This is a genomic window from Mycobacterium vicinigordonae (genome assembly GCF_013466425.1).
Classification (GTDB): domain Bacteria; phylum Actinomycetota; class Actinomycetes; order Mycobacteriales; family Mycobacteriaceae; genus Mycobacterium; species Mycobacterium vicinigordonae.
Window position 1 is genome coordinate 5,680,334 of record NZ_CP059165.1, and the last position, 24,363, is coordinate 5,704,696.

10 protein-coding genes and 3 pseudogenes are annotated in these 24,363 nt (G+C 71.9%); 6 read left to right on the top strand and 7 right to left on the bottom strand.

What is annotated here, in order from left to right; all coding sequences use genetic code 11:
- Positions 1-687 precede the first annotated feature (687 nt).
- Positions 688-4,923, top strand: a complete 4,236-nt coding sequence (locus tag H0P51_RS25440; protein ID WP_180915564.1) for a PE family protein — start codon at positions 688-690, stop codon at positions 4,921-4,923.
- 100 nt (positions 4,924-5,023) lie between these two features.
- On the opposite strand, the gene H0P51_RS25445 is transcribed toward H0P51_RS25440, so the two are convergent.
- The 3 genes and pseudogenes from H0P51_RS25445 to H0P51_RS25455 form a co-directional block, all read right to left on the bottom strand.
- Complete coding sequence (locus tag H0P51_RS25445) at positions 5,024-6,571, bottom strand: acetolactate synthase large subunit (protein WP_180915565.1); 1,548 nt, start codon at positions 6,569-6,571, stop codon at positions 5,024-5,026.
- The gene (locus H0P51_RS25450; protein WP_180915566.1) at positions 6,568-7,431 is read right to left on the bottom strand and encodes an amidohydrolase family protein; all 864 of its coding nucleotides are present in this window, start codon (positions 7,429-7,431) and stop codon (positions 6,568-6,570) included. Before H0P51_RS25450 ends, H0P51_RS25445 begins: the two co-directional genes overlap by 4 nt.
- Positions 7,432-7,479: 48 nt before the next feature.
- Positions 7,480-7,920, bottom strand: a pseudogene (locus tag H0P51_RS25455) (fructosamine kinase family protein); the annotation flags it as partial.
- A 1-nt stretch (position 7,921) separates the two neighbouring features.
- Here H0P51_RS25455 and H0P51_RS25460 point away from each other — a divergent pair.
- The 3 genes and pseudogenes from H0P51_RS25460 (at position 7,922) to H0P51_RS25470 (ending at position 14,556) form a co-directional block, all read left to right on the top strand.
- Positions 7,922-8,059, top strand: a complete 138-nt coding sequence (locus H0P51_RS25460) for a hypothetical protein (protein WP_180915567.1) — start codon at positions 7,922-7,924, stop codon at positions 8,057-8,059.
- 115 nt (positions 8,060-8,174) lie between these two features.
- A pseudogene (locus H0P51_RS25465) lies at positions 8,175-8,893 on the top strand (hypothetical protein).
- Between the two features lie 185 nt (positions 8,894-9,078).
- Positions 9,079-14,556 carry a PE family protein gene (locus H0P51_RS25470; RefSeq protein ID WP_180915568.1) on the top strand — a complete coding sequence of 1,826 codons (5,478 nt, stop codon included), beginning with the start codon at positions 9,079-9,081 and terminating at the stop codon, positions 14,554-14,556.
- Between the two features lie 9 nt (positions 14,557-14,565).
- On the opposite strand, the pseudogene H0P51_RS25475 reads toward H0P51_RS25470, so the two are convergent.
- A pseudogene (locus tag H0P51_RS25475) lies at positions 14,566-14,940 on the bottom strand (thiamine pyrophosphate-dependent enzyme); the annotation flags it as partial.
- Between the two features lie 102 nt (positions 14,941-15,042).
- Positions 15,043-15,810, bottom strand: a complete 768-nt coding sequence (locus tag H0P51_RS25480) for a fructosamine kinase family protein (RefSeq protein ID WP_180915569.1) — start codon at positions 15,808-15,810, stop codon at positions 15,043-15,045.
- Between the two features lie 152 nt (positions 15,811-15,962).
- On the opposite strand from H0P51_RS25480, the gene H0P51_RS25485 reads away from it, so the two are divergent.
- Positions 15,963-20,021, top strand: coding sequence for a PE family protein (locus tag H0P51_RS25485; protein ID WP_180915570.1), 4,059 nt, complete (start codon positions 15,963-15,965; stop codon positions 20,019-20,021).
- A 12-nt stretch (positions 20,022-20,033) separates the two neighbouring features.
- On the opposite strand, the gene H0P51_RS25490 is transcribed toward H0P51_RS25485, so the two are convergent.
- A complete protein-coding gene (locus H0P51_RS25490; RefSeq protein WP_180915571.1) occupies positions 20,034-21,686 on the bottom strand; it encodes an acyl-CoA synthetase in 1,653 nt (550 codons plus the stop codon).
- A gap of 34 nt (positions 21,687-21,720) precedes the next feature.
- Between H0P51_RS25490 and H0P51_RS25495 the strand changes: the two genes are divergently transcribed.
- Positions 21,721-22,560, top strand: coding sequence for a crotonase/enoyl-CoA hydratase family protein (locus tag H0P51_RS25495; protein WP_180915572.1), 840 nt, complete (start codon positions 21,721-21,723; stop codon positions 22,558-22,560).
- A 578-nt stretch (positions 22,561-23,138) separates the two neighbouring features.
- On the opposite strand, the gene H0P51_RS25500 is transcribed toward H0P51_RS25495, so the two are convergent.
- Complete coding sequence (locus H0P51_RS25500) at positions 23,139-24,359, bottom strand: cytochrome P450 (RefSeq protein WP_180915573.1); 1,221 nt, start codon at positions 24,357-24,359, stop codon at positions 23,139-23,141.
- Between the last annotated feature and the right edge of the window lie 4 nt (positions 24,360-24,363).

Sequence of the window (24,363 nt, forward strand, 5' to 3'; positions counted from 1 at the left end):
GACCAACACAGGTTCCTGCTCTTGGAGGTACCGGTTGGTGTCCGCCGACTTCTGTTCGAGCGGCCTATCGGTCTGGTTCCGACGGAGGCTCGAGCTATTGGATTTCGACCGGGGTTTGGTCGTTCCGTTCGGCATCATAGAACGCGATTTCGAACTCGGCTGGTGAAATGTCGCCGAGGTGACCGTACAAGTGGCTGGTGTTGTGCCGGTGGACCCATCCCGGGATGACGAGGAATTCGAAAATGGGCGGGACCCTATGCGTTTAATCCAGCCGTTGCGCAGTCATTTGCTGTCAACAGTGCAGGATCCCCGCCTAATCCCCACGGCCGACAGCCAGGACGCATGCTTTCGCACACGAAGGCCCCGACCAAGGAGATGACCCGGGATGAGCCGCGCAGCGTTGCCATGCCCTCACCCGTACGCCAGGTCGCATGTGTGTCGACCGTGCGTGTCCTTCAGCGTCTGAATTGTCTGGGCTCTCGTGATTCATCAACTGCACGGGAATGCGTTTTAGAACGCCTTTTAGAACGTCGTTCAACGGAACCAACTCCGTCCTTTAACTTGAGACGCCTATTACGCGCGAATACAACAACCTGGCGCCAAGACGCGATACGATCCGCGCCTAACCGCTTACATTGTTGCCCGCTCGGCCATCGCCGGGCCGCCCTAATTTAGTGCGAGGTGCCGATGTCCTTCCTGCTTGTAGCGCCCGAGCCGGTAGGCGTGGTGGCCGCGAATCTGGCCAGCATCGGCTCGACTGTCAACGCGGCCACCGCGGCCGCGGCAGCACCCACCACTGATTTGCTGGCGGCAGCCGCCGACGAGGTATCAGCGGCAATCACCCGCCTGTTCTCCCAGCACGCGCTCGGCTATCAGGCGATCGCGAATCAGGCCGAGGCGTTCCACACGCAGTTCGTACAGACAATGATCCGTGGTGCAGGGGCTTACGCCGCCGCTGAGGCAGCCAACTTCCAGTTGGCCGCCGCTGCGGCGACCAACCCCATCCAGGCACTGCTGTCGCGTCCCATCATCGGCAACGGCGCCAACGCGACGACTCCGGGCGGCAACGGCGGTGACGGCGGCTGGCTGTTCGGCAGCGGCGGCAACGGGGCGGCGGGCGCGGCCGGCCAGCCGGGCGGTAACGGCGGCTCCGCGGGCCTGATCGGCAACGGCGGCATCGGTGGCGCGGGTGGCAGTGGTGGGGCCTCCGGCGGCAACGGCGGCAACGGCGGTCTGCTGCTCGGCGTCGGCGGAACCGGCGGCCTCGGCGGTGTGGGTGCCGCCGGACTATCCGGCGGCACCGGCGGTCACGGTGGCCACGGGTCGTACCTGATCGGCGGTGGCGGTGTCGGCGGCCAAGGCGGCCAGGGCGGATCCGGCGGCGGCCAGGGGGGCCACGGCGGCGACGGCGGTAACGGCGGGTTCCTGCTGGGCACCGGCGGCGACGGCGGCGCGGGTGGAATCGGCACACCGGGCGCCTACGGCGGAGGCGGGGCGGGCAACGGCGGCGCGGGCGGCAACGGCGGGGCCGGCGGCCTGTTCATGAACGGTGGTAATGGCGGGGCCGGCGGCCAGGGCGGCAACGGCGGGGCCGGCATCGACTCCACCAATCCCGCCCTCGTCGGCGGACTCGGCGGCAACGGCGGCAACGGCGGGAGCGGTGGTCAAGGCGGGACCGGACCGGTGTTGTTCGGTCACGGAGGAGCCGGCGGCCTGGGAGGCCAGGGCGGCACCGGGGGCACCGGCGGCGTGGGCGCCGACAGCCTCACCGGCATCGGCGGCACGGGCGGTACCGGTGGAAACGGCGGATCCGCCGGCCTGGGTGGCGCCGCCGGGGCCTCCGGCCCGCTGTCCAACGGCGGGGTGAACGGCGGTGTCGGTGCCGGCGGCACCGGCGGTGGCGGCGGCCACGGCGGCAAAGGCGCCGACGGCGCGGCAGTCGCCGGCTACAGCACGGACGGCAAATCAGGCTTCACCGGCGGCGGGGGCGGCAAGGGCGGCCAGGGCGGCGCGGCAATCGCCGGTGGCGTCGCCGGAAACGGCGGCCAGGGCGGTGCCGGCGGTCTTGGCGGCAACGGCAGCGACGGCACCAGCGCCAACCCAGCGGCCAACGGTGTCAACGGCGGCAACGGCGGCAACGGCGGCAATGGCGGCGCCGCGGGGGCGGGCGGCGCGGCGGGCACCGGCGGGGGCGGCCAGACAGGCAGCATCGGCAACGGCGGCAACGGCGGCAACGGCGGCAAGGGTGGCAACGGCTCGGCCGGATTCGCCGGCGCCGACCATTCCGGCAATCCCAATACCCGCGGTGGCGATGGCACCACGGGTGGCGCTGGCGGAGCCGGCGGCAATGGCGGCGACGCGGGCGGCAAGGGCGGGACCGGCGGGACCGGCGGCACCGGTGGCAACGGCGCGCAAGGCGGGGCCGGCGGGAATGCCGGTCATAACACTGCCGGCGACCCCACCGCCGTCACCGGCGGGAAGGGTGGCGATGGCGGGGCCGGCGGCGCCGCCGGAGCCGGCGGGGCTGCTAACGGCGGCACCGCTGGGGCGCTGGGCAAGGGCGGCAACGGCGCCCTGGGCGGCAACGGTGGCCAGGGCGGCGACGGCATCGACGGCACCGGGACGGACGGCCTGGGCAACGGCAAGTCCGGCACCGTGGGCGGCACCGGCGGTAAGGGTGGCAACGGCGGATTCGCCGCCAACGGCGGCACCGGCGGCACCGGCGGTACAGGCGGCACCGGGGGTGCCGGGGGCAGCGGAGGCAATGGCGCCACCGGCAGCACCGGCACCGGCACTGCGCCCGCCGGCGGCACCGGCGGCACCGGCGGGACCGGTGCCAACGGCGGCGATGGCGGGGCCGGCGGCAACGCCGGGGGTCCGGGCGGCGGCGGTGGCACCGGCGGCGTTGGCGGGAAGGCCGGCAACGGCGGTAACGGCGGCCAGGGCGGCAATGCCGTCATGCCGAATGCGGGTGTGGGTACTGCTCCCGATGGCGGCACGGGCGGTACCGGCGGCCAGGGCGGCACCGGCGGCCAGGGCGGGAGGGGCGGCGATGGCGCCGTCGGCGGTGTGGCCGGTGACGGCGGTATGGGTGGGGACAGCGGCAACGGCGGAAAGGGCGGTCTAGGCGGCAACGGCGCGACTGGCGGGAGCGTTAGCAACGGCGGCGCCCCCGCCGGATCCGGCGGGGCCGGCGGCAACGGCGGAAACGCAGGCAACGGCGGCACCGGTGGCACCGGCGGTACCGGCGCTACAAATTCGCCCGCAGGTAACGGCGGCAACGGCGGAAAGGGCGGTAACGCCGGTGCCGGCGGAGACGGCGGCCAGGGAGCTACCGGCGGAAACTTCAGTCCCGGATCCGGCAGCACCACCGCCGGCAACGGGGGTAACGGGGGCAACGCCGGCACGGCAGGCAACGGCGGTGCTGGTGGAACCGGTGGCTCGGGCCTGGCCGGCGGCAACGGCGGCAACGGCGGCAATGCCGGGAACGGCGCGGACGGCGGCAAGGGTGCCGATGGTGCTGATGGTTCGCAAACCTTCACGGCTAACTACGACGCCACTACTTCCGGCGGGTCTGGCGGGGCTGGCGGCACCGGAAGTAACGGAGGCGACCCGGGGGCGGGTGGTGTCTCCGGAGGCGTGGGCCATACGGGCAGCCTGGGTAAGGGCGGCGACGGTGGCGACGGTGGAGCTGGCGGAAAGGGCGGCAAGGGCGCCAACGGTGTCAACAACGCTATCCCGACGACCGATCCGCAGGCCGCTGCCGGCGCCAACGGGAGTCCAGCGGACCCGACAGGCGTTGCCGGTGGTCCAGGCTCCCCTGGGCAACCCGCCAGTGGCTTGCCCAACGGCCACGTTCAGCAGGGCGGCGACGGAGGGCACGGCGGCGACGGGACCAACAGCAGCGCCAATGGCGATGCAGCTGGCGGAAAAGGCGGCGATGGGGGCACCGGCAGCCTTTACGGCGGGCCCGGCGGCAACGGCGGAACGGGTGGCAACGGCACCCAATCCGGCGCCTCCGGCGGGACGGCCCATGGCGGAGACGGCGGCAACGGCGGCACCGGCGGTCAGTATGGGGACGGGGGCAAGGGTGGCCTGGGTGGCGCAGCCAAGACCACAGGCACCGGCGGCGTTGCCACCGGCGGAAACGGTGGTAACGGCGGCAATGCTACTGAGGGGCCAGCCGGCGACGGCGGCAACGGCGCCGCCGGCGGTGCCGGCGGTGATGGTGGATTCGCCACCGGCGGCCCAGGCGGTGTGGGCACCGGCGGCAAAGGCGGCAACGGTGGCAACGGCGCAACCGGATCCTCGAGTGCCGGTGACGGCGGCGCCGGCGGCCTGGGCGGGGCCGCCGGCGCCGGAGGCGCTAATGGCGGCAGCGGCGGAACGGGCGGGGTAGGCGGAGCCGGCGGGGCCGGTGGTGTCGGCGCCTCAGGGGGCGTCGGCGGGGCAGGCGGTAACGGCGGCGGCGCGACGGTCGGCGCCGGCGGGACCAGCCAGATCGGAAACGGCGGCAACGGCGGAGGAGGGGGTACTGGCGCCCTCGGCGGCGCGGGCGGCATGGGGGGCAACGGCGGGGCTGGCGGCGCAGTCGGCGCGCCCGGACCCGCGGGGGTGGGCACGGCCGGCGACGGCGGCGCGGGTGGTGTCGGCGGGGAGGGCGGCAACGGCGGCGGGGGCGGCGACGGCGGCAAGGCTGGAAGCGGCCTCGTAGCAGGAACCGGTGGAACCGGCGGCAACGGCGGTAGTAGCGGGGTCTCCGGCAACGGCGGCAACGGCGGCCAATCCGGCACCGGGGTTACTGGCGGCAACGGCGGAACCGGCGCGTCTTCCCAGGCCGGTGGTGCTGGCACGATCACCGGCGGGGGTACAGGCGGTACCGCTGGTCCAGGTGGTACCGCTGGTGCAGGTGGTAGCGCCTAGAGGTGCTCTGCGAGAGCTGTCGGTGCGTCCCGGCGCTCAGCGCGCATGCTTCGACCACGGCGGTCAGGTCATCAGTTGAATTTTCGGTGGCTGACGCGGTCTACCCCAGCAGTGACGGCACCACCGCGTCGATCAGGTGCGGTCCGGGTTCGGCAAACGCGTCCCGCAACGCATCGGCCAGCTCCTCAGCCGTGGTGACCCGCCGCGCCGGAACCCCCATGCCCTCCGCGATCTTTACGAAATCCATTGTGGGGCGCGAGATGTCGAGTAGGTCGAGAGCCTTGGGGCCGGGTGTGGATCCGGCACCGACCCGCTGCAGCTCCAACCGCAGGATGTCGTACTTGCCGTTGTTGTAGATCACGGTGGTGACGTCGAGCTTCTCGCGCGCCTGGGTCCACAAACCCGAAATCGTGTACATCGCAGAGCCGTCGGATTCCAGACACAGCACCGGGCGATCGGGGGCGGCGACGGCGGCGCCGACGGCCGTCGGTATGCCGTAGCCGATCGCCCCGCCGGTCAGAGTGAGCCAGTCATGCGCCGGGGCGCCGGCGGTGGCCGCCGGAAGCGGCAAACCCGAGGTGTTGGATTCGTCGACCACAATGGCCCGCTGCGGCAGCAGCGCGCCGATCACGTCGGCCGCCGACGCCGCCGTCAGCGTTCCCGACGGCAGCGACGGACGCGATGCGGCCGCTACCGGCGGTGTAACACCGGGTGCCACCTCATCCGCCAAGGCGGTCAAAGCTGTTGCGGCACCGCTATATTCGGCAAGAATGTGGACGTTGCAGCCAGCTGGCACGAGATCGCTGGGCATGTCGGGGTAGGCGAAGAACGACACCGGGGACTTGGCACCGGCCAGCACCAGATGCTTGGTCCCGTTCAACTGGGCGGCAGCGGCCTCGGCGAAGTAGCCCAGCCGTTCGATCGCGGGCACCCCTGCGCCCCGCTCCAGCCGAGTCGGGAACGTTTCGCACAGCAATCGAGCCCCGGTTGCTTGGGCGATCCGTGCGGCAGCGGTCAAGCCGGCGGTGCGGGTGGCGTCTCCCCCAACCAGAATCGTGGCGGGTTCGCCGCTGCGCAGCACCTCGGCCACGGCACCCACCTCTGGAATCGGCCCGGGCGAGGTCACCGCCACCGGCGTAACCGGTTGCGCGCCTTCGGACCACGAAGTGTCCGCGGGCAGAATCAGCGTCGAGACATGCGAGCCCGATATGCTGGTGGCGATCGCCTCGGCGGTGTCAGCTCCAACTTCGGCGACGGTCATGGTGCGGCGCACCCAGCCCGAGACCGTGCCGGCGACCGCGTCGATGTCGGATTCCAGTGGGGCGTCGTACTTCTTGTGGTACGTGGCGTGGTCGCCGACCACAACTACTACCGGCACCCGGGCGCGACGCGCATTGTGCAGGTTGGCCAGCCCGTTGCCCAGCCCGGGCCCCAGGTGCAGCAACACCGCGGCGGGCCGGCCGGCAATGCGCGCATAGCCGTCGGCGGCGCCGGTCGCCACTCCCTCGAAAAGCGTTAGCACACCGCGCATTTGCTCGACGTTGTCCAGCGCCGCGACGAAGTGCATCTCGGAGGTGCCCGGGTTGGAGAAGCACACGTCGACGCCGCCGTCGACCAAGGTCTTGATCAGTGCCTGGGCACCGTTCATCGGTCCGCCTTTCCTGACTGCTCGTCGTGAGAAAAATCCGCCGCCGCCGGCAGCTTGAAGACCCGCTCGGCATTACCGCGCAGGAAGTCTCGGCGCGCCTGCCCGCTGAGCTCGAGGTCGTCCAGCCCCGCCAGAGCATGAGCGTGGCTGATCATCGGATAGTTGGTGCCGAACAACACTTTTCGCTGCCCGGTGCCGGTCTTGATGAATCTGACCAGCTCTTCGGGGAAGCGCCGCACCGTGTAGGCGGAGGTGTCGATATAAACGTTCTCATGCTTGCGGGCCACTGCGACCATTTCCTCGGTCCAGGGGTAGCCGACATGCCCGCATACGATCACCAACTCCGGGAAGTCCAAGGCCACCTGGTCGATGTAGGGAATAGGGCGGCCGGTTTCCGACGGCCGCAACGGACCGGTGTGCCCGACCTGGGTGCAGAAGGGCACCCCGGACTCCACGCACTGGGCGAACAGCGGGTAGTAGCGGCGGTCGGTGGGCGGTGCGTTCCACAGCCACGGCACCACCCGCAGGCCGACAAAGCCGTCGGCAACCCGGCGGCGTAGCTCCCTGACGGCCTGCATCGGGCGGTCCAGATCAACCGCCGCCAAACCGCCCAGCCTATCCGGGTACTGCGAGATCCACTCGGCGACTTCATCATTGGAAACCAAGCTCTGTCCACCCGGCCCACTCCAGGCGCTCAGCAACCCGAACTCCACGCCCCCGGCATCCATCGAGGCCACCGTCGCCGCGAGGGGTATCTCGGCGTCCGGCATCGACCCGCCGGTCCAGCGCCGCAGCGAAGCCAGCAGCTCGCTGCCCAGGAAGCGCTGAGTTGGATGCTGCATCCACACGTCGATCGTCATCGCGGTTCGACTCTAGATCCAGCACCAGTCCCGGCGGCACCCGCCCGGTCACTTGCCCAGCGCGGAGCACGCCGCAGCGTGTGTCTGACCGGCGTATCCCCCACCGAACAGCACGACGTGGGCGAGCAGCGGGAACAGCTGGTGCAACGCCACCCGATCCTGCCAGCCAGCCCGCAGCGACCGCACGTGCTGGTAGCCGGCGATCACCGCCTCATAGTGTGGGCAGCCGAACAACGCCAGCATCGCCAGGTCGGTCTCGCGGTGACCCGCGTGCGCGGCGGGGTCGATCAGCACCACCCCGGCTTGCGTCCACATCACGTTGCCGCTCCACAAGTCGCCGTGCAGCCGGGCCGGCTGGTCGTCGTCGTCAAAGTCGCCTGTGCGGCAACGCCGTACGACGGCATCGACGGCGTCGCGGGTGCCGCCGTCGAGTCGCCCGCCAGCCCGCTCGGCCATCGGGACCAGTCGCTCGTCGGCGTAGAACTCCCCTGTGTCGACACGCAACGGCGGCACCGGCGGCAGTAGAGCCCGAGGCACTGGCAGCTCGGCCGGCAAGGGCGGTACCGGCGGCCTCAGCGGTGCGGGAGGTCAGGGTGGCACCGGTGGCCTGTCGGACCCCCGGCAATAGTGGCGGGGCGGTCGGACCCGCCGGATCGGCAAACACCGGAGACACCGGCGGAGCTGGCAGCGAGGGCATGGGCGGCAAAGCTTGACAACGAGGCGGCTGGGGTTTCCGGACGACCATGCGCTCAAAAAGAGATGCTTCGCGCACTCCGGCGACGATCGGACTCGCGATTTCGGCACCCGGTCTCACCGGCCTGTACTCACGTGGCCCTTGGTCCACCGCGGTGGCGTGGTCGACCATCGAGGTGCCACTGGCGATCGATGCGCCACGAGCTGATCCGGACGCAGCACCTTTGGCCATCAAAGCGATTTCCGAGTCCGACAATCCGGCGTCGGAGGCGTCGGAGGCTTCGGAGGCTTCGGTGGCGTTGTGGATGCTGCTGGGAGAACCGTCGGACGCCGCGCGGCAGGTGCAGGCCGTCATGGGGGCTGGCGGCGACGTATCCACGATGGTCGAACCCCGCCGGTTGCGCCCGGGCTTCACCGCCTTCGGCCAAACGGGGTGGCCGCTCGCACGCCAGGCAGTGTTCGCCGCCAACTTGTCCGACCTCCCGACGCCGCCCCGGTCATCGAGTCCATGAACAGACAGGTACCGAACAGCCTTGGGGGCTGGCCGCCAAAGGCGTTGCTGCCAAGGGTGGTTGGGGTCCTGGACTCCAAAAAAGCTACCTGGTAAGGCAATTCAGCATTGTGCCGACCGAAGCGGGGAGTCTCCGCGTCACCCTATCAGGCGGGGCAAGACTTTTATCCGATAGGACTAGCCGCAGTCAACCAAATGGCTGAATGGCTGTTCGGCCAATTGGAGGACCTGAAACTGACGATAGCTAGCCGGGACTGATGGACATTCTTGAGCGGTCCTATGAACCATAGAATTCACGCGGGAAGATGTTCGAAAACTTATGAAACACAAATTCTTCCAAAATTCCTGCCAAATTCGCTACCCGAGTAATAGTATCGCCCGCGTAATGCCAACGTCGCTATCAAGCGTTGCTGGAAGCCCTTCGAAGGTTGCGGGTAATTGCGATGTCATTTGTGCTGATTTCACCGGAAAGCGTGGCAGCAGCGGCTGGAGAGCTGGCCAAAGTTGGGGCCACGATCGAAGCTGCCAACTGGGCGGCGGCAACGTCCACGACCGATATCCTGGCCGCGGCCACCGATGAGGTGTCGACTCGCATCGCGGCGCTCTTCGGTGGCTACGGCCTGGAGTACCAGGCGATCAGCGATCAGGTGACGGCCTTTCACGAACAGTTTGTCGCGGCGCTCGGCGCGGGTTCCGGGGCGTACGCGTCTGCCGAGTCCATCAACGCCGAACAAGCCGTGTTGAACGTGGTCAACGCGCCGACGCAGGCATTGTTGGGACGTCCGTTGATCGGTAACGGCGCGAACGCCACGACGGCGGGCGGCGCCGGTGGAGCCGGCGGGATCCTCTTCGGCAACGGCGGCAACGGCGCCGCCGGAGCGGCCGGCCAAACCGGCGGCGCCGGTGGCGCGGCGGGTTTCTGGGGCAACGGCGGAGCAGGTGGAGCCGGCGGCGCAGGCGGCGCGACCGGCGGCGCCGGCGGGGCCGCCGGCTTGCTATTCGGGGTGGGCGGCGCCGGCGGTACCGGCGGCGTCGGGGGAGGAACCGGAGGCGCCGGCGGGAGCGGTGGCTGGCTGTGGGGTGGCGGCGGGGCTGGCGGCACCGGCGGCTTAGGCGGTGGCACCGGTGGAGCTGGTGGCCGCGCCGAGTTGCTCTGGGGCGCTGGCGGAGCGGGTGGCGACGGCGGGGCCGGCACAGATGCTTCCGGTAGCGGCGCTGGCGGAGTCGGCGGTAACGGCGGGGCTGGTGGCGCTGGCGGACTGTTCGCTGGCGGCGGGGCCGGAGGTAACGGCGGGGCCGGCGGCGCCGGCGGGGCGGGCACGACGGGTACCGCGGTCGGGAACAGCGGCGGCAGTGGCGGCGTGGGTGGCAACGGGGGCGCCGGCGGGCAGGGCGCTTTATTCCTTGGTGCGGGTGGCCATGGCGGCCTCGGTGGTTCCGGCGGAGTCGGTGGCCATGGTGGTAACGGTGTCGACGGCAGCGTGGCCGGCCTCGGCGGCATCGGCGGCAACGGCGGAGCCGGGGGAACCGGTGGAAACGCCGGCCAGGGCGGTGCCGGTGGCGCCGGTCAGCTGTTCAGTGCCGGCGGCGCGGCAGGTGCTGCCGGTGTCGGTGGTCTGGGCGGTGACGGTGGTGCTGGTGGCGCGGGCAGCAACGGCCGGTCCGCACTCGCGGGCACGGGTGCTACCGGCGCAACCGGCTTCGCCGGCGGCGCGGGCGGCACCGGCGGCGCGGGCGGCAATTCCGGAGCCGGCGGGGTCAACGGCGCCGGCGGCAATGGCGGCGCGGGTGGTGCCGGCGGTGTGGGTGGCAACGGCGGGTCGGGAACCGCTGGCGGCTCCGAGGGCGGCGGCGGCGGAACAGGCGGCGCTGGTGGAACGGCCGGTGCCGGCGGTGCGGCCGGGACCGGTGGCAGCGGCGGGACGGCAGGCAAAGCGGGCACCGGCGGCCACGGCGGCAACGGCGGCAACGGCGGGGCGGGCAGCAACGGCGCCGACGCGGCCGCGACATCCGGCGCGATCGGTGACAACGGGTTCCGGGGCGGTGCGGGCGGCGACGGCGGGGCGGGCGGCGACACCCTGCTCGGTGGAACGAACGGCACCGGCGGGAACGGCGGCTCGGGCGGCATCGGCGGACGGGGTGGCGACGGCGCGGCAAGCCTGATCACGGACGGCGGCATGGGTGGCACCGGAGGGACCGGCGGCAAAGCGGGCGCCGGCGGGAGCGCCGGAACTGGCGGGGACGGCGGCGCCAACGGCAGCGCCGGCACTGGCGGTGCCGGCGGTCAAGGCGGAAACGGTGGGGCCGGCGCTGCCGGCATCGGCGCTGGCCAGGGCGGCTTCCAAGGGGGTGACGGCGGCCTGGGTGGAAACGGGGGCTACGCGGGCGAGGGCGGTACAAACGGTGCTGGAGGCGCCGGTGGCCACGGCGGCGACGGCGGCGCCGGAAGGGCGGCTGCCAGCGGGTTCGGCGGCACCGGCGGCCAAGGTGGTAACGGCGGCACCGGGGGCTACGGCGGCAACGCGGGTGGTGGAGCCGGTGCCGCGGCCAGTGGCGGCGCGGCTGGTACCGGCGGCGACGGTGGTGCTGGCGGTCGCGGCGGCGACGGGGCCCTAAACCAAGACGGCGGACACGGTGGTGCTGGCGGCCAAGGCGGCGCCGGTGGGGGCGGCGGCGTCAACACCGGCTCTGCCAGCAGCGTCGTCAGCGGAACCGGCGGTAACGGCGGCCAAGGCGGCGCCGGCGGAACCGGCGGCACCGGCACCGTAGGCACCGCTGGCGCGGGCGGTAACGCGGGCGCGGGCGGTGACGCCGGTGCAGGCGGACTCGCCAATATCGGCGGCAGCCAGGGGAACGCCGGCATCGGCGGCAAAGGCGGAACCGGCGGCACCGGCGGCACCGGCATCGCCGGCACCGGCGCTGGCCAGGGCGGCTTCCAAGGTGGCCAGGGCGGTAACGGCGGCGACGGCGGGAGCGCGGGCGCGGGCGGCACCAATGGAGCCGGCGGGGCCGGTGGCACCGGCGGAAACGGCGGGGCCGGAAAGGCCGCCGCCAACGGCTTCGGCGGCACCGGTGGACTGGGTGCTAACGGCGGCGCTGGCGGCTCCGGCGGCAACGCCGGCGCGGGAGCAGGCGCGGCCGCAAGCGGCGGGACGGCGGGCACCGGTGGCAACGGCGGTGCCGGCGGTAGAGGCGGCGACGGCGCCCTCAACCAGGGCGGCGGCCAGGGCGGCGACGGCGGCCAGGGCGGCGACGGAGGTGTCGGTGGCCTCGACACCCACGCAACCAGCAGCGCCGCCAGCGGTACCGGCGGCAACGGCGGCAACGGCGGCACCGGCGGCACCGGCGGCACCGGCACCCTTGACACCGCGGGCATGGGTGGAACCGGCGGCGTCGGCGGGAACGCTGGCGCGGGCGGCGTCGCTAACGTCGGCGGAACCGAAGGCAACGCGGGCAACGGCGGCAGGGGTGGCGAGGGTGGCAACGGCGGCAACGGTGCCGCGGGCACCGCTTCGGGCCAGGCGGGCTACCAAGGCGGTGAAGGTGGCCTGGGTGCAAATGGCGGCTACGCCGGTGCGGGCGGCACAAACGGAGCCGGCGGGAATGGCGGCAACGGGGGTAACGGCGGTGCCGGCATGGCGGCTGCCAACGGGTTCGGTGGGACCGGCGGACAGGGCGGCGACGGCGGTAATGGGGGCGCCGGTGGTATCGCCGGCTCGGGCGCCGGCGCGGTCGCCAGCGGCGGCGCGGCCGGCACCGGCGGCGACGGAGGGGCCGGAGGCCGGGGCGGCGACGGCGCCCTCAACCAAACCGGCGGACAGGGCGGCGCCGGTGGCCGCGGCGGCCAAGGCGGTGTTGGCGGCCTCAACTCCCCCTCGGGGAGCACCGTCACCAGTGTCGCCAGCGGAACAGGCGGAAATGGCGGCCACGGTGGAGGTGGCGGCACCGGTGGTGCCGGCACCTCCACCAACGCGGGCACCGGCGGAAATGGAGGCGTTGGGGGCGACGCCGGGGCAGGCGGGGTCGCGAACATCGGCGGCATCGACGGTAACGCCGGCTGGGCGGGCGACGGTGGTAACGGCGGCGCCGGCGGAAAGGGCAACGACGGGCCGAACCTCGGCCAGAACGGGTTCTACGGCGGAGCTGGTGGTCAGGGCGGCGACGGCGGTAACGCCGGTGCCGGCGGCACCAACGGCAACGGCGGCGCTGGCGGCAGCGGCGGTAACGGGGGAGACGGGAAAATCGGCACCAACGGCGTCGTGACCTCGGGCGGCACCGGAGGTTACGGCGGCAACGGCGGCAACGGCGGCGACGGAGGAAACGCCGGGATGGGCAGTGGCGCTAACGGAACTGGCGGTGCCGGCGGCCTGGGGGGCGACGGCGGCATCGGAGGGCGTGGCGGTAACGGTGACGCGCACTACGACGGCGGCGACGGCGGCGACGGAGGCCAGGGCGGACAAGGTGGCAGGGGCGGACTCAATACCGGCGGCGTTAGCAGCGTCACCAGCGCTAACGGTGGTAACGGCGGCTTAGGGGGTACCGGCGGCATGGGTGGAGCGGGCGTCCTCGGCCCCGCCGGGACCGGTGGCATGGGCGGTACCGGCGGCGACGCGGGTGCGGGCGGTGACGCGAACGTCGGCGGGGCGCAGGGCTTCGCCGGTACCGCCGGCAACGGCGGTCAGGGCGGTACTGGCGGGACCGGTGCCAGCGCCGCCGCCGGCAGCGCCAACGACGGCCTGGACGGCGGCTGGGGTGGCCGCGGCGGTGATGGCGGCAAGGCGGGGGTCGGCGGCACCAACGGCAACGGTGGCGCGGGTGGCCGCGGTGGTAACGGGGGCGACGGCGCATACGCGGAGCCGTACCTTCTCGGCGCCGCAGGCGGTCACGGCGGAGCGGGCGGCGACGGCGGCGGCGGCGGCAACGCCGGTTCTGGTGCCGGCGCGACCGCTCTCGGTGGTGCCGCGGGTACCGGCGGCGACGGCGGCGACGGCGGCCGCGGCAGCAACGGGAATGGCCACACGAGTCAAGCCGGCGGAGTGGGTGGCGACGGGGGTCGCGGTGGCGCTGGCGGCATGGGTGGCCTCAACACCGGCGGAAACGGCAGCGTCGCCAGCGGCCTCGGGGGCAACGGCGGTACCGGCGGCGACGGCGGCACCGGCGCGGATGGCATCAGTGGCGTCGCTGGCACCGGCGGCCGGGGTGGCAGCGGCGGTGACGCCGGTGCGGGCGGCGTGGCCAACAACGGCGGCGTCGACGGTAACGCCGGCGTCGGTGGCGACGGCGGGACCGGCGGTAGCGGCGGCAACGGCATAAACGGCGCCGAGGGCGGCCACGGTGGCAACGGCGGCGCGGGTGGATCGGCAGCACTGGGCGGCACCAACGGCAGTGGCGGCGACGGCGGTGATGGCGGAACCGGCGGGACCGGACAACAAGGTGCGAGCGGCACCGGCGGATCGGGTTCGCCTGGCGGCAACGGCGGCGACGGCGGCAACGGCGGCAATGGCGGTGCTGGCAGCGGTGCGCCCGGCAATGGCGGCGACGCGGGACGCGGCGGCACCGGCGGCACCGGCGGCCAGGGCGGGACCGGGTTGGGTGCCACGGATGGCGGCATCGGAGGCAACGGCGGCAACGGCGGCAACGGCGGCACCGGCGGCCATCCCAGCGTGGGCGGAACCGGCGGCAAGGGTGGCGACGGCGGCAATGGCGGCACCGGCGGCGAGGGCGGTGACTCGCAATACGACCAAGGTGGCAATGGCGGCTCGGGTGGCAACGGCGGCAACGGCGGCAACGGCATTGGCTCGCCCGGCGGAGCCCGCGGCGGGGGTGGTGACGGCGGTGACGGCGGTGTCGGCGCCGGCGGCACCTCCAATGGCATTAGCGGCTCGGACGGCAGCCCCGGCCAGGACGGTTACGTCACCTGAGTCCGGCCATCCCACCGCGATCTTTACGAAATCCATTGTGGGGAGCGATATGTCGAGTAGATCGAGAGCCTTGGGGCCGGGTGTGGATCCGGCACCGACCCGCTGCAGCTCCAACCGCAGGATGTCGTACTTGCCGTTGTTGCACATCACGGTGGTGACGTCGAGCTTCTCGCGCGCCTGGGTCCACAAACCCGAAATGCGCCGGGGCGCCGGCGGTGGCCGCCGGATGCGGCAAACCCGAGGTGTTGGATTCGTCGACCACAATGGCCCGCTGCGGCAGCAGCGCGCAGACGACCTCGGCCGCCGTCGCTACCGGCCGGGTAACACTAGCTCACCCGCCAAGGCCGTCAAAGCTGTTGCAGCACCGCTATATTCGGCCAGAACCTCGCTGCCCAGGAAGCGCTGAGTTGGATGCTGCATCCACACGTCGATCGTCATCGCGGTTCGACTCTAGATCCAGCACCAGTCCCGGCGGCACCCGCCCGGTCACTTGCCCAGCGCGGAGCACGCCGCAGCGTGTGTCTGACTGGCGTATCCCCCACCGAACAGCACGACGTGGGCGAGCAGCGGGAACAGCTGGTGCAACGCCACCCGATCCTGCCAGCCGGCCCGCAGCGACCGCACGTGCTGGTAGCCGGCGATCACCGCCTCATAGTGTGGGCAGCCGAACAACGCCAGCATCGCCAGGTCGGTCTCGCGGTGACCCGCGTGCGCGGCGGGGTCAATCAGCACCACCCCGTCCTGCGTCCACATCACGTTGCCGCTCCACAAGTCGCCGTGCAGCCGGGCCGGCTGGTCGTCGTCGTCGAAGTCGCCTGTGCGGCAACGCCGTACGACGGCATCGACGGCGTCGCGGGTGCCGCCGTCGAGTCGCCCGCCAGCCCGCTCGGCCATCGGGACCAGTCGCTCGTCGGCGTAGAACTGCCCCCATCGCCTGTGTCGACGCAGCGACATCGGCAACGGTTGGGCCAGTGGCCCGAAAAATCCGGGGCCGTCCCAACCGTCGGGTCCGGCGCCGAAGGCCGCTGCTCCCGCATCGTGGGTGAGGGCCAACCGGCTGCCGAACACCCGCGCCGCATCGACGCTCGGGCGCACCGATTCAAGGCGTTGCAGCCTCAGGCTGGCCGCGTCCACCGACACCACCCGCGCACACGGCACGCCGCGGTCGACTTCGGCGAGCCAGCGCAATCCGGCGGCCTCCCATGCGAAGAAACCCTGTGGCGCCCCCACCCGGCGCTTGACGAAGTCGCTCACGAACGCGACTGTAGACGCCAGCCTGCGACCAAGCCCGGCGGCTGGGTTGATACGACGGAAAGCGCCACGCGCACAGCGGGATTGCAGAAATTCGGCACCTTGCCGGAAACGTCGATTCTAGAATCAAACTCCACAAGGACCGGAGCCGCGTGATGTCGTTCCTCCTCGCCTCACCCGATCTGATCGCGACTGCGACGGAGAACCTGAACGAGATGCGGTCCGCCCTGCATCAAGCAAATGCCGCGGCCGCGAGGTCCACCACCAACCTGGCGGCAGCGGCTGCCGACGAGGTGTCGGCGCAGATTGCCGCGCTATTCGGTGCGCACGGCAGCGTCTATCAAGCGGTCAGCGCCCAAGCCGCCGCATTTCACCAGCAACTCACCAGCGCGCTGAGCACCGCCGCGGCGGCCTACTCGACCACCGAAGCCGCGTCGGCCGCCGCTATCGACCAACCCGCCATCTTCGGACGGCCCCTGTTCGGCAACGGCGCCGACGCCACCACGCCCGGTGGCAACGGTGGGGACGGCGGCTGGCTGTTCGGCAACGGCGGGAACGGGGCTGCCGGCGCCGCCGGACAGGCCGGCGGCTCTGGCGGGTCGGCGGGACTGCTCGGCCGCGGCGGCGCCGGCGGCACCGGCGGCGCGGGCAGTAGCGGCGGAGCGGGTGGCCACGGCGGATGGCTGCTCGGCGTCGGAGGTCCCGGCGGAACCGGCGGCTCCGGCGGTGGCACGGGCGGTGCGGGAGGTAACGGCGGCCTGCTCTGGGGCGGTGGCGGAGCGGGGGGCACCGGTGGCTCCGGCGGGGGCACCGGCGGGGCCGGAGGACGGGCGGAGTGGTTGTTCGGGGCGGGTGGCGCTGGCGGGGCCGGGGGCGCCGGAGATCCAGGGACGGACGGCGGCGGAACCGGCGGCGACGGCGGACACGGCGGGACCGGCGGCGGTGGCGGTCTGCTGGCCCGCGGTGGTGCCGGCGGCGCCGGCGGCATGGGCGGTCCCGGCGGCAACGGCGCAACCGGCGCTACGGGCGGCACCGGTGGCGTTGGCGGTGACGGCGGAGCCGGTGGCCACGGTGCGCTGCTACTTGGCCCGGGTGGGCACGGTGGGGCGGCGGGCGCGGGCGGTACCGGCGGTGTCGGGGGAACCGGCGCCGACGGCGCAATCGCCGGGCTCGGTGGTGTCGGGGGCACCGGCGGGCCGGGCGGCCAGGGCGGTGTGTCCGGCCACGGCGGCGCCGGCGGAGCCGCGGGCGGGTTGTTCGGCGTCGCCGGCCAAGCGGGCAGCGCCGGCACCGCTGGCACCGGCGGCACGGGCGGCAACGGTGGCAACGGACTGGCCGGCACAAACGCCGGCGCCGCATCCGCCGGCGGTGACGGATTCGCCGGCGGTGCCGGCGGCAACGGCGGTGCCGGTGGGAACGCGGTGGCCGGCGGAATCAATGGCTCGGGCGGCAACGGCGGCAACGGCGGCATCGGCGGTAAAGGCGGCGGCGGGGGTGCGGCCGCTGCGAACAGCATCGGCACCGACGGCGGAAAGGGCGGCGCAGGCGGCAACGCCGGCCTCGGCGGCGCGGCCGGCACCGGCGGCCAGGGCGGCGTCGTCGGCAACGCCGGCACCGGCGGCACCGGCGGCCGCGGCGGCGACGGCGGCATTGGGAGCAACGGCACCGACGCCGCCGCAGGCTCCGCCGCACCGGGCAATAACGGGTTCGCTGGCGGAAACGGCGGCGAGGGTGGGGCGGGCGGCAACACCGGCGCGGGCGGCACCAACGGCACCGGCGGCCAGGGCGGCACCGGTGGGAGGGGTGGGGCCGGGGGAACGGGCGGGTCGGGTGCCGCCAACTCCGGCGGCATCGGCCACGACGGTGGCGCCGGAGGCCGCGGCGGAGACGCCGGTCAGGGCGGCGCGGGCGGAGCGGTCGGCACCGGCGGGCAAGGCGGTGCCGAGGGAGCCCACGGCGACGCCGGAACCGGCGGAACCGGCGGAACCGGCGGCAAGGGCGGGAACGGCGGCAACGGCACCAGCGCGGCGTCCAATACCGGCGCCGACGGCACCGACGGTTTCGCCGGCGGCAAGGGCGGCAAAGGCGGCCAGGGTGGCAATTCCGGCGTCGGCGGCACCAACGGCAGCGGCGGCCTGGGCGGTGCGGGCGGCAACGGCGGTTACGGCGGTAACGGCGGATCCGGCTTCGCAAACGACACCGGCGTCGGCGGGGACGGCGGCAAGGGTGGCGCGGGTGGCGACGCGGGTGCCGGCGGGCTCGGCGGTGAGGCTGGCAGCGGCGGAACCGGCGGCACGAGCGGCGACCGGGGTGAACTCGGCGCCGGGGGTAATGGCGGCAAGGGCGGCAACGGTGGTGGCGGCGGGCCCGGAAGCAAGTCGGGTGCCACGCCCGGCGCGGCCGGAGCCTCGGGCTTCGCCGGCGGCAACGGCGGCCGGGGTGGCGCGGGAGGTGCGGGTGGCGGCACCGGCGGGGTCGGCGGCAATGGCGGTCAAGGGGGCGATGGTGTCCGCGGTAACGACGGCGGAGCCGCCGGTCAGGCCGGGGGCAACGGCGGCGCTGGGGGCAACGGCGGCAACGCCGGTGCCGGTGGACAGGCCGGTTCCGGCGGCAAGGGCGGAGACGGCGGAGTTGGGGGCAAGGGCGGGGAGGGCGCACGAGGCGGGGCCGGCACCACCGACGGCGCCTGGGGCGGCAACGGTGGCGCAGGCGGGGATGGCGGCAACGCCGGTGCCGGCGGCGACGGGGGCACAAACGGTACCGCCGGCAGCGTCGGCAGGGGCGGCACCGGAGGGAACGGCGGCGCCGGCGGACAGGGCGCTTTCGGGGCCCGCGGCATTGACACCACCGACGGCAGCACTGGCGGTACCGGGGGCAACGGCGGACAGGGCGGCAACGGGGGAAACGGCGGCAAGGGTGGCGACGGCGTCGGCGGTATCGGCGGTGGCCAAGGTGGCAACGGCGGCAAGGCAGGTAATGGCGGACAGGGCGGCACCGGCGGCACCAGCACTGGTACCGCGGTGCACGCCACCGGCGGTGACGGTGGCCGGGGCGGGGTGGGCGGCAACGGCGGCAACGGCGGCCTTGCCGGTGCGGGCGGTGCGGGCGGCGGCGTCCAAGGCAAGGCGGGCGTTGTCGGCAACGGCGGGACCGGCGGCTCCGGCGGACAGGGCGGCACCGGCGGGAACGGCGTCAATCCACCGCAGATATTCATCGACTCGGCCGCCGACGGCGCTGATGGCAAGGCCGGCATCCCCTGGGGTACCAATGGCGAGGATGGCGGCGACGGCGTAACGGTCGGTCAACGAGGTGGCAACGGCGGCAACGGTGGTACCGGCACCAGCGGGAACATGATCACCGCCACCGGCGGCAACGGCGGCAGCGGCGGAGACGGCGGCACCGGCGCGAACGGTGGAAACGGTGGGCGGGGCGGCGACGCCGACCGTACCGTGCCCAACAACTTCCCCAGCCAGGGTGGCCGCGGGGGCGACGGCGGGAAGGGTGGCGACGGCGCAAACGGCGGCAACGGTGGCGACGGCGGAGATGTCAACAGCCCGGCCGCCTTTGATATCGACTTCTACCACACGGCCGGCAATGGCGGGAACGGCGGCGACGGGGGCGTCGGTGGAAACGGTGGAAACGGCGGGACCGGCGGGCTCAGCTACAGCGCCTACGAGCCCGGCGGCAACGGCGGAACCGGTGGCCACGGTGGCGATGCTGGCGGAGCGAACAGCATCGGCGGCACCGGCGGCACCGGCGGTGCTGGCGGCGCCGGCGGAAACGCCGGGACCGTCGGCGATCTCACCGGTGCGGTCGGTGGCGTCGGGGGCGCCGGGGGTGAGGGCGGCACCGGCGGAATCGGCGCGGCCGGCGGCAACGGAGGCAACGGCGGCGACGGTGGCCCCGCCGCGTCCACTGCCGTGAGCGGCAACGGCGGCGATGGCGGTGCCGGTGGAAACGGCGCCGATGGCGGCCGCGGCGGGAACGGCGGCCAGGGCGGGGCCGGTGGTTTGGGACCCACGGGTCAAGCTGCCGGCGGCTCCGGCGGCGACGCGGGCTTCGGCGGCGTCGGCGGCTCGGGCGGCGACGGCGGAACCGGGGGTGCGCCGGGGACGGCCGGTGTTACGACGCACGTGGGCGAGCACGGCGCCGACGGCGTCGACGGCACGGCCGGGCACACCGGCGCCCGGGGCACAGCTGGTGCCCCGGGCTAACGCCGGGCTATGTCAGGCGCTTACGTGCGCGGCGTGCACGTCGTCGGCTGGCCGGGCCTCGGTCTGCTCCTTGGCCCAGCGGTAGTCCGGCTTGCCGGCGGGTGAGCGTTTTACCTCGTCGACGAACCAAAGACTGCGCGGCACTTTGTATCCCGCGATTTCCGAGCGTACGAACTTGTCCAGTTCGACCAGCGACGGGCGGACACCCTCGCGCGCTTGCACGACGGCCGCGACGTGCTGTCCGTAGCGCGGGTCGGGCACGCCAACCACCAGCGCGTCGAACACGTCGGGATGGCCCTTCAATGCCGCCTCGACCTCTTCGGGGTAGATCTTCTCGCCGCCGCTGTTGATCGACACCGAGCCGCGTCCCAGCATGGTGACGCTGCCGTCCTCTTCGACCAGTGCGTAGTCGCCGGGGATGGCGTAGCGCACGCCGTTGATGGTCTTGAACGTCTCGGCGGTCTTCTTCTCGTCCTTGTAGTAGCCGACGGGGATGTTGCCCTTCTTGGCGATGAAGCCGCGGACGCCGGAGCCGGGCTTAACCTCGTTGCCCTCGTCGTCGAGGACGACGGTGCGGTGGTCGATGGTGACCCGCGGGCCGCCGCTGTGCGGCGCGTCCTTGGCGACGATGCTGGTGCCGCCAAACCCGGTCTCCGAGGAGCCGATCGAGTCGGTGATCACCCGGTTGGGCAACAGCTCAAGGAGCTTCTCCTTGATGCTCGGCGAGAACAGCGCGGCGGTGCTGGCGAGCAGAAACAGCGATGACAGGTCGTATTCGTTGCCTGCGTCCTGGTGTGCCAGCAGGGCGTCGAGCAGCGGGCGGGCCATCGCGTCACCGGTGAAGAACAACAGGTTCACCTTGTGCGTGTGGATTGTGCGCCACACTTCGTCGGCGTTGAATTCCGGTGCTAGCACTGTGGTTTGGCCGCTGAACAGCGACATCCAGGTGGCTGATTGGGTGGCACCGTGGATCATCGGCGGGATCGGGTAGCGGACCATCGGCGGATTAGCGGCCGCGGCCTTGGCGAGGTCGTACTCGTCCTTGACGAATTCGCCTGTGGCGAAGTCCGTTCCGCCGAAAAGCACTCGGTAAATGTCCTCGTGGCGCCACATCACGCCCTTGGGGAAACCGGTGGTGCCGCCGGTGTAAAGCAGGTAGATGTCGTCGGCACTCCGCTCGCCGAAGTTCCGCTCTGGGGACCCTGCGGCGATCGCCGAGTAGAACTCGACGCCGCCGTAACGCTCAAAGTCGTTGTCGGAGCCGTCCTCGACCACCAGGATCGTCTTGACGTTCGGGGTCTCCGGCAACACATTGGCGACCCGGTCGGAGTACTGGCGTTCGTGCACCAGCGCAACCATGTCGGAGTTCTCGAACAGGTACCGCAACTCGCCCTCGACATAGCGGAAGTTGACATTGACCAGGATGGCGCCCGCTTTGATGATGCCGAGCATCGCGATCACGATCTCGATGCGGTTGCGGCAGTACAGGCCTACCTTGTCGCCCTTTCGCACCCCATGGTCGATCAGGTAGTGCCCGAGGCGGTTGGCCTTCTCTTCGAGTTGGGCGTAGGTCAACTGCTCGTCACCGCAGATGAGGGCTACACGGTCGGGCACAGCGTCGATGGCGTGCTCGGCGAGGTCAGCAATATTCAGGGCCACGGCCACCAAATTAGAACGTGTTACATTTCTTTACAAGCTGATGCCCAATCTCGCACGGAAGGCGGTTGTAGTGTCTGAGACGCCAGCAAACGATTCTGGACCGGACGCGCTGGTCGAGCAGCGGGGTCACACCTTGATCGTGACGATGAATCGGCCGCACCGCCGTAACGCGCTGAGCACCGAGATGATGCAGATCATGGTGGAGGCGTGGGACCGTGTCGACAACGATCCGGACATCCGCGTCTGCGTACTCACCGGAGCCGGTGGCTACTTCTGCGCCGGGATGGACCTCAAGACAGCAACCGCAAAACCACCGGGCGACTCGTTCAAAGACGGCAGCTACGACCCGTCACGGATTGACGCGCTGCTCAAAGGCCGGCGGCTGACCAAGCCGTTGATCGCGGCCGTCGAGGGGCCGGCGATCGCCGGCGGTACCGAAATTCTGCAGGGCACCGACATCCGCGTGGCCGGCGAGAGCGCAAAGTTCGGCATTTCCGAGGCGAAGTGGAGCCTGTACCCGATGGGCGGATCCGCCGTGCGCCTGGTTCGCCAGATCCCTTACACGGTGGCGTGCGACCTGCTGCTGACGGGTCGCCACATCAGCGCCGCCGAGGCCAAGGAGATCGGCCTGATCGGTCATGTCGTTCCGGATGGGCAGGCGCTAAGTAAGGCACTCGAGATCGCCGAGGTGATCTCCAACAACGGTCCCCTGGCGGTGCAGGCGATCCTGAAAACCATCCGCGAGACCGAGGGCATGCACGAAAACGAGGCATTCAAGCCCGACACGGCCAACGGTATTCCAGTGTTCCTGTCCGAGGATTCCAAAGAGGGACCGCGGGCGTTCGCCGAGAAGCGGACGCCGCAGTTCAAAAATCGCTAGACCGCGCTGCCGACGCGCACCCCGCCCCGGTCAGCGGCGAATCATGTCCGCGGTCACAATCCCGGTATGCCGGGAATGGGTGGGATACCGGGGATTCCCGGAATAGGCGGGATCGGTACGGGAACTGGCCCCGGAGGCGGAATCGGCGGCCCCCACGGAGCCGGGCCTGGCGGCCCCCAACCCGGTGCGGGTCCCCAGCCCGGCCCGGGACCTGGCCCAGGCCCCCATCCCGGTGCTGGTCCGGGAGCTCCCCAGCCGGGACCAGGGGCACCCCAGTCCGGACCAGGTCCACCGGGACCAGGTCCGGGGCCGCCCGGCCCCGGCATCCACATCGCCGGTGCGGCGGCGGCTGCTGGCATGGCCGGGCTGGCAGTCGCTGTTGCGGTGAGGCCACCGATGGCCACCGCGCCGAAGGCTACGGCCGCGCAGACGACCGATCCACCAAGTAGTCGATAAATACTCTTCGATCGTGGCATCGCTATTCACCCCCAGGTTGTTGTGGGCGATGGCACTACAACCAGAATATCTCTGGAATCTAAGACTCGGCTACCTGCCGGTAAACGTGCCGAACATCTCCCTTAACGCAACAGCGGCGCGCTCGGCGTGAACACCACCGGCATCGACTCCAGCCCGGACACGAAGTTGGCCGGCCGCAGCGGCAGGGCAGACTCGTCCGCCAACCGCAGATCAGGCAGCCGCCGCAACACGCGTTCAGTCATCATGGACAGCTCCAGCCGGGCCAGCTGATTGCCCATGCAGAAGTGCGTCCCGAAGCCGAAAGCCAAGTGCGAATTGGGGTTTCGGCGAATATCGAACTTCTCCGGCTCCTCGAAGACGGACTCGTCGAAGTTCGCCGACTCGAACAGCAGCATGATCTTTTCACCGGCGGTCAACGAAGTTCCGTGGAATTCCGCATCAGCGGTCAACGTCCGGCACATGTTCTTCACCGGCGACGTCCAGCGCAGCATCTCCTCGATGGCACCTGGCAGCAACGACGGGTCGGCCACCAGGTCGGCAAACTGCGAACGGTTGCGTACCAGCTGCTCGGTTCCCCCGCTCAACGTGTGCCGGGTGGTCTCGTCGCCGCCGATCAGGATCAGCAGCGTCTCCATGACGATCTCGTCGTCCGACATCCGCTGGCCCTCGACCTCGGCGTTGATGAGGATCGAGTAGAGGTCGTCGGTGGGCTCGGCGCGGCGCTTGCCGATCAAGTCCATGGTGAACGCGGTGTAGCCGGCGAACGCTTCCATTACCGTCTGGAATTCTGCCGACGTCGGGTCGATGTGCGACGACAGCCCGCACACCAGGTCGTCGGACCACTTCAGCAGCATCTCCCGGTCCGCGGGCAGCACACCGAGCATGTCGCCGATCACCGCCATCGGCAGCGGCGCGGCGATGTCGCGAACGAAGTCACACTCGCCGCGTTCACACACCGCGTCGATCAGCGTGTCGCACAGTTCGCCGATCGCGGCTTCCTTGTCCTTCACCCGTTTGCGGGTGAAGCCCGCATTGACCAACTTGCGGCGCACCAGATGGGCCGGGTCGTCCATGTCGATCATGTATGGCATGCCCGGCTGGTCGGGCCGGATCCCACCGGTGCTGGAGAACAACTCCGGATTGCGTTCGGCGTCGAGGATGGCCTGATACGTTGTGGCACCGGCCAATCCGTTGCGATCACGAAAGATGGGCTGGTTCAACCGCATCCAGCGATACGCTTCCCGCGCCCCCACCCCGTCGGCGTAGAAGTTGCCGTCGGCCAGGTCGATGTTGAGGATCGTGTCGGGGATTGTCGAAGTCATCTAC

Bases quoted from the DNA above. Each gene is read 5' to 3' on its own strand.
- H0P51_RS25440 (WP_180915564.1), top strand. From the start codon at position 688: ATGTCCTTCCTGCTTGTAGCGCCCGAGCCGGTAGGCGTGGTGGCCGCG.
- H0P51_RS25500 (WP_180915573.1), bottom strand. From the start codon at position 24,359: ATGACTTCGACAATCCCCGACACGATCCTCAACATCGACCTGGCCGAC.
- H0P51_RS25470 (WP_180915568.1), top strand. From the start codon at position 9,079: ATGTCATTTGTGCTGATTTCACCGGAAAGCGTGGCAGCAGCGGCTGGA.
- H0P51_RS25495 (WP_180915572.1), top strand. From the start codon at position 21,721: ATGCCCAATCTCGCACGGAAGGCGGTTGTAGTGTCTGAGACGCCAGCA.
- H0P51_RS25485 (WP_180915570.1), top strand. From the start codon at position 15,963: ATGTCGTTCCTCCTCGCCTCACCCGATCTGATCGCGACTGCGACGGAG.
- H0P51_RS25450 (WP_180915566.1), bottom strand. From the start codon at position 7,431: ATGACGATCGACGTGTGGATGCAGCATCCAACTCAGCGCTTCCTGGGC.
- H0P51_RS25445 (WP_180915565.1), bottom strand. From the start codon at position 6,571: ATGAACGGTGCCCAGGCACTGATCAAGACCTTGGTCGACGGCGGCGTC.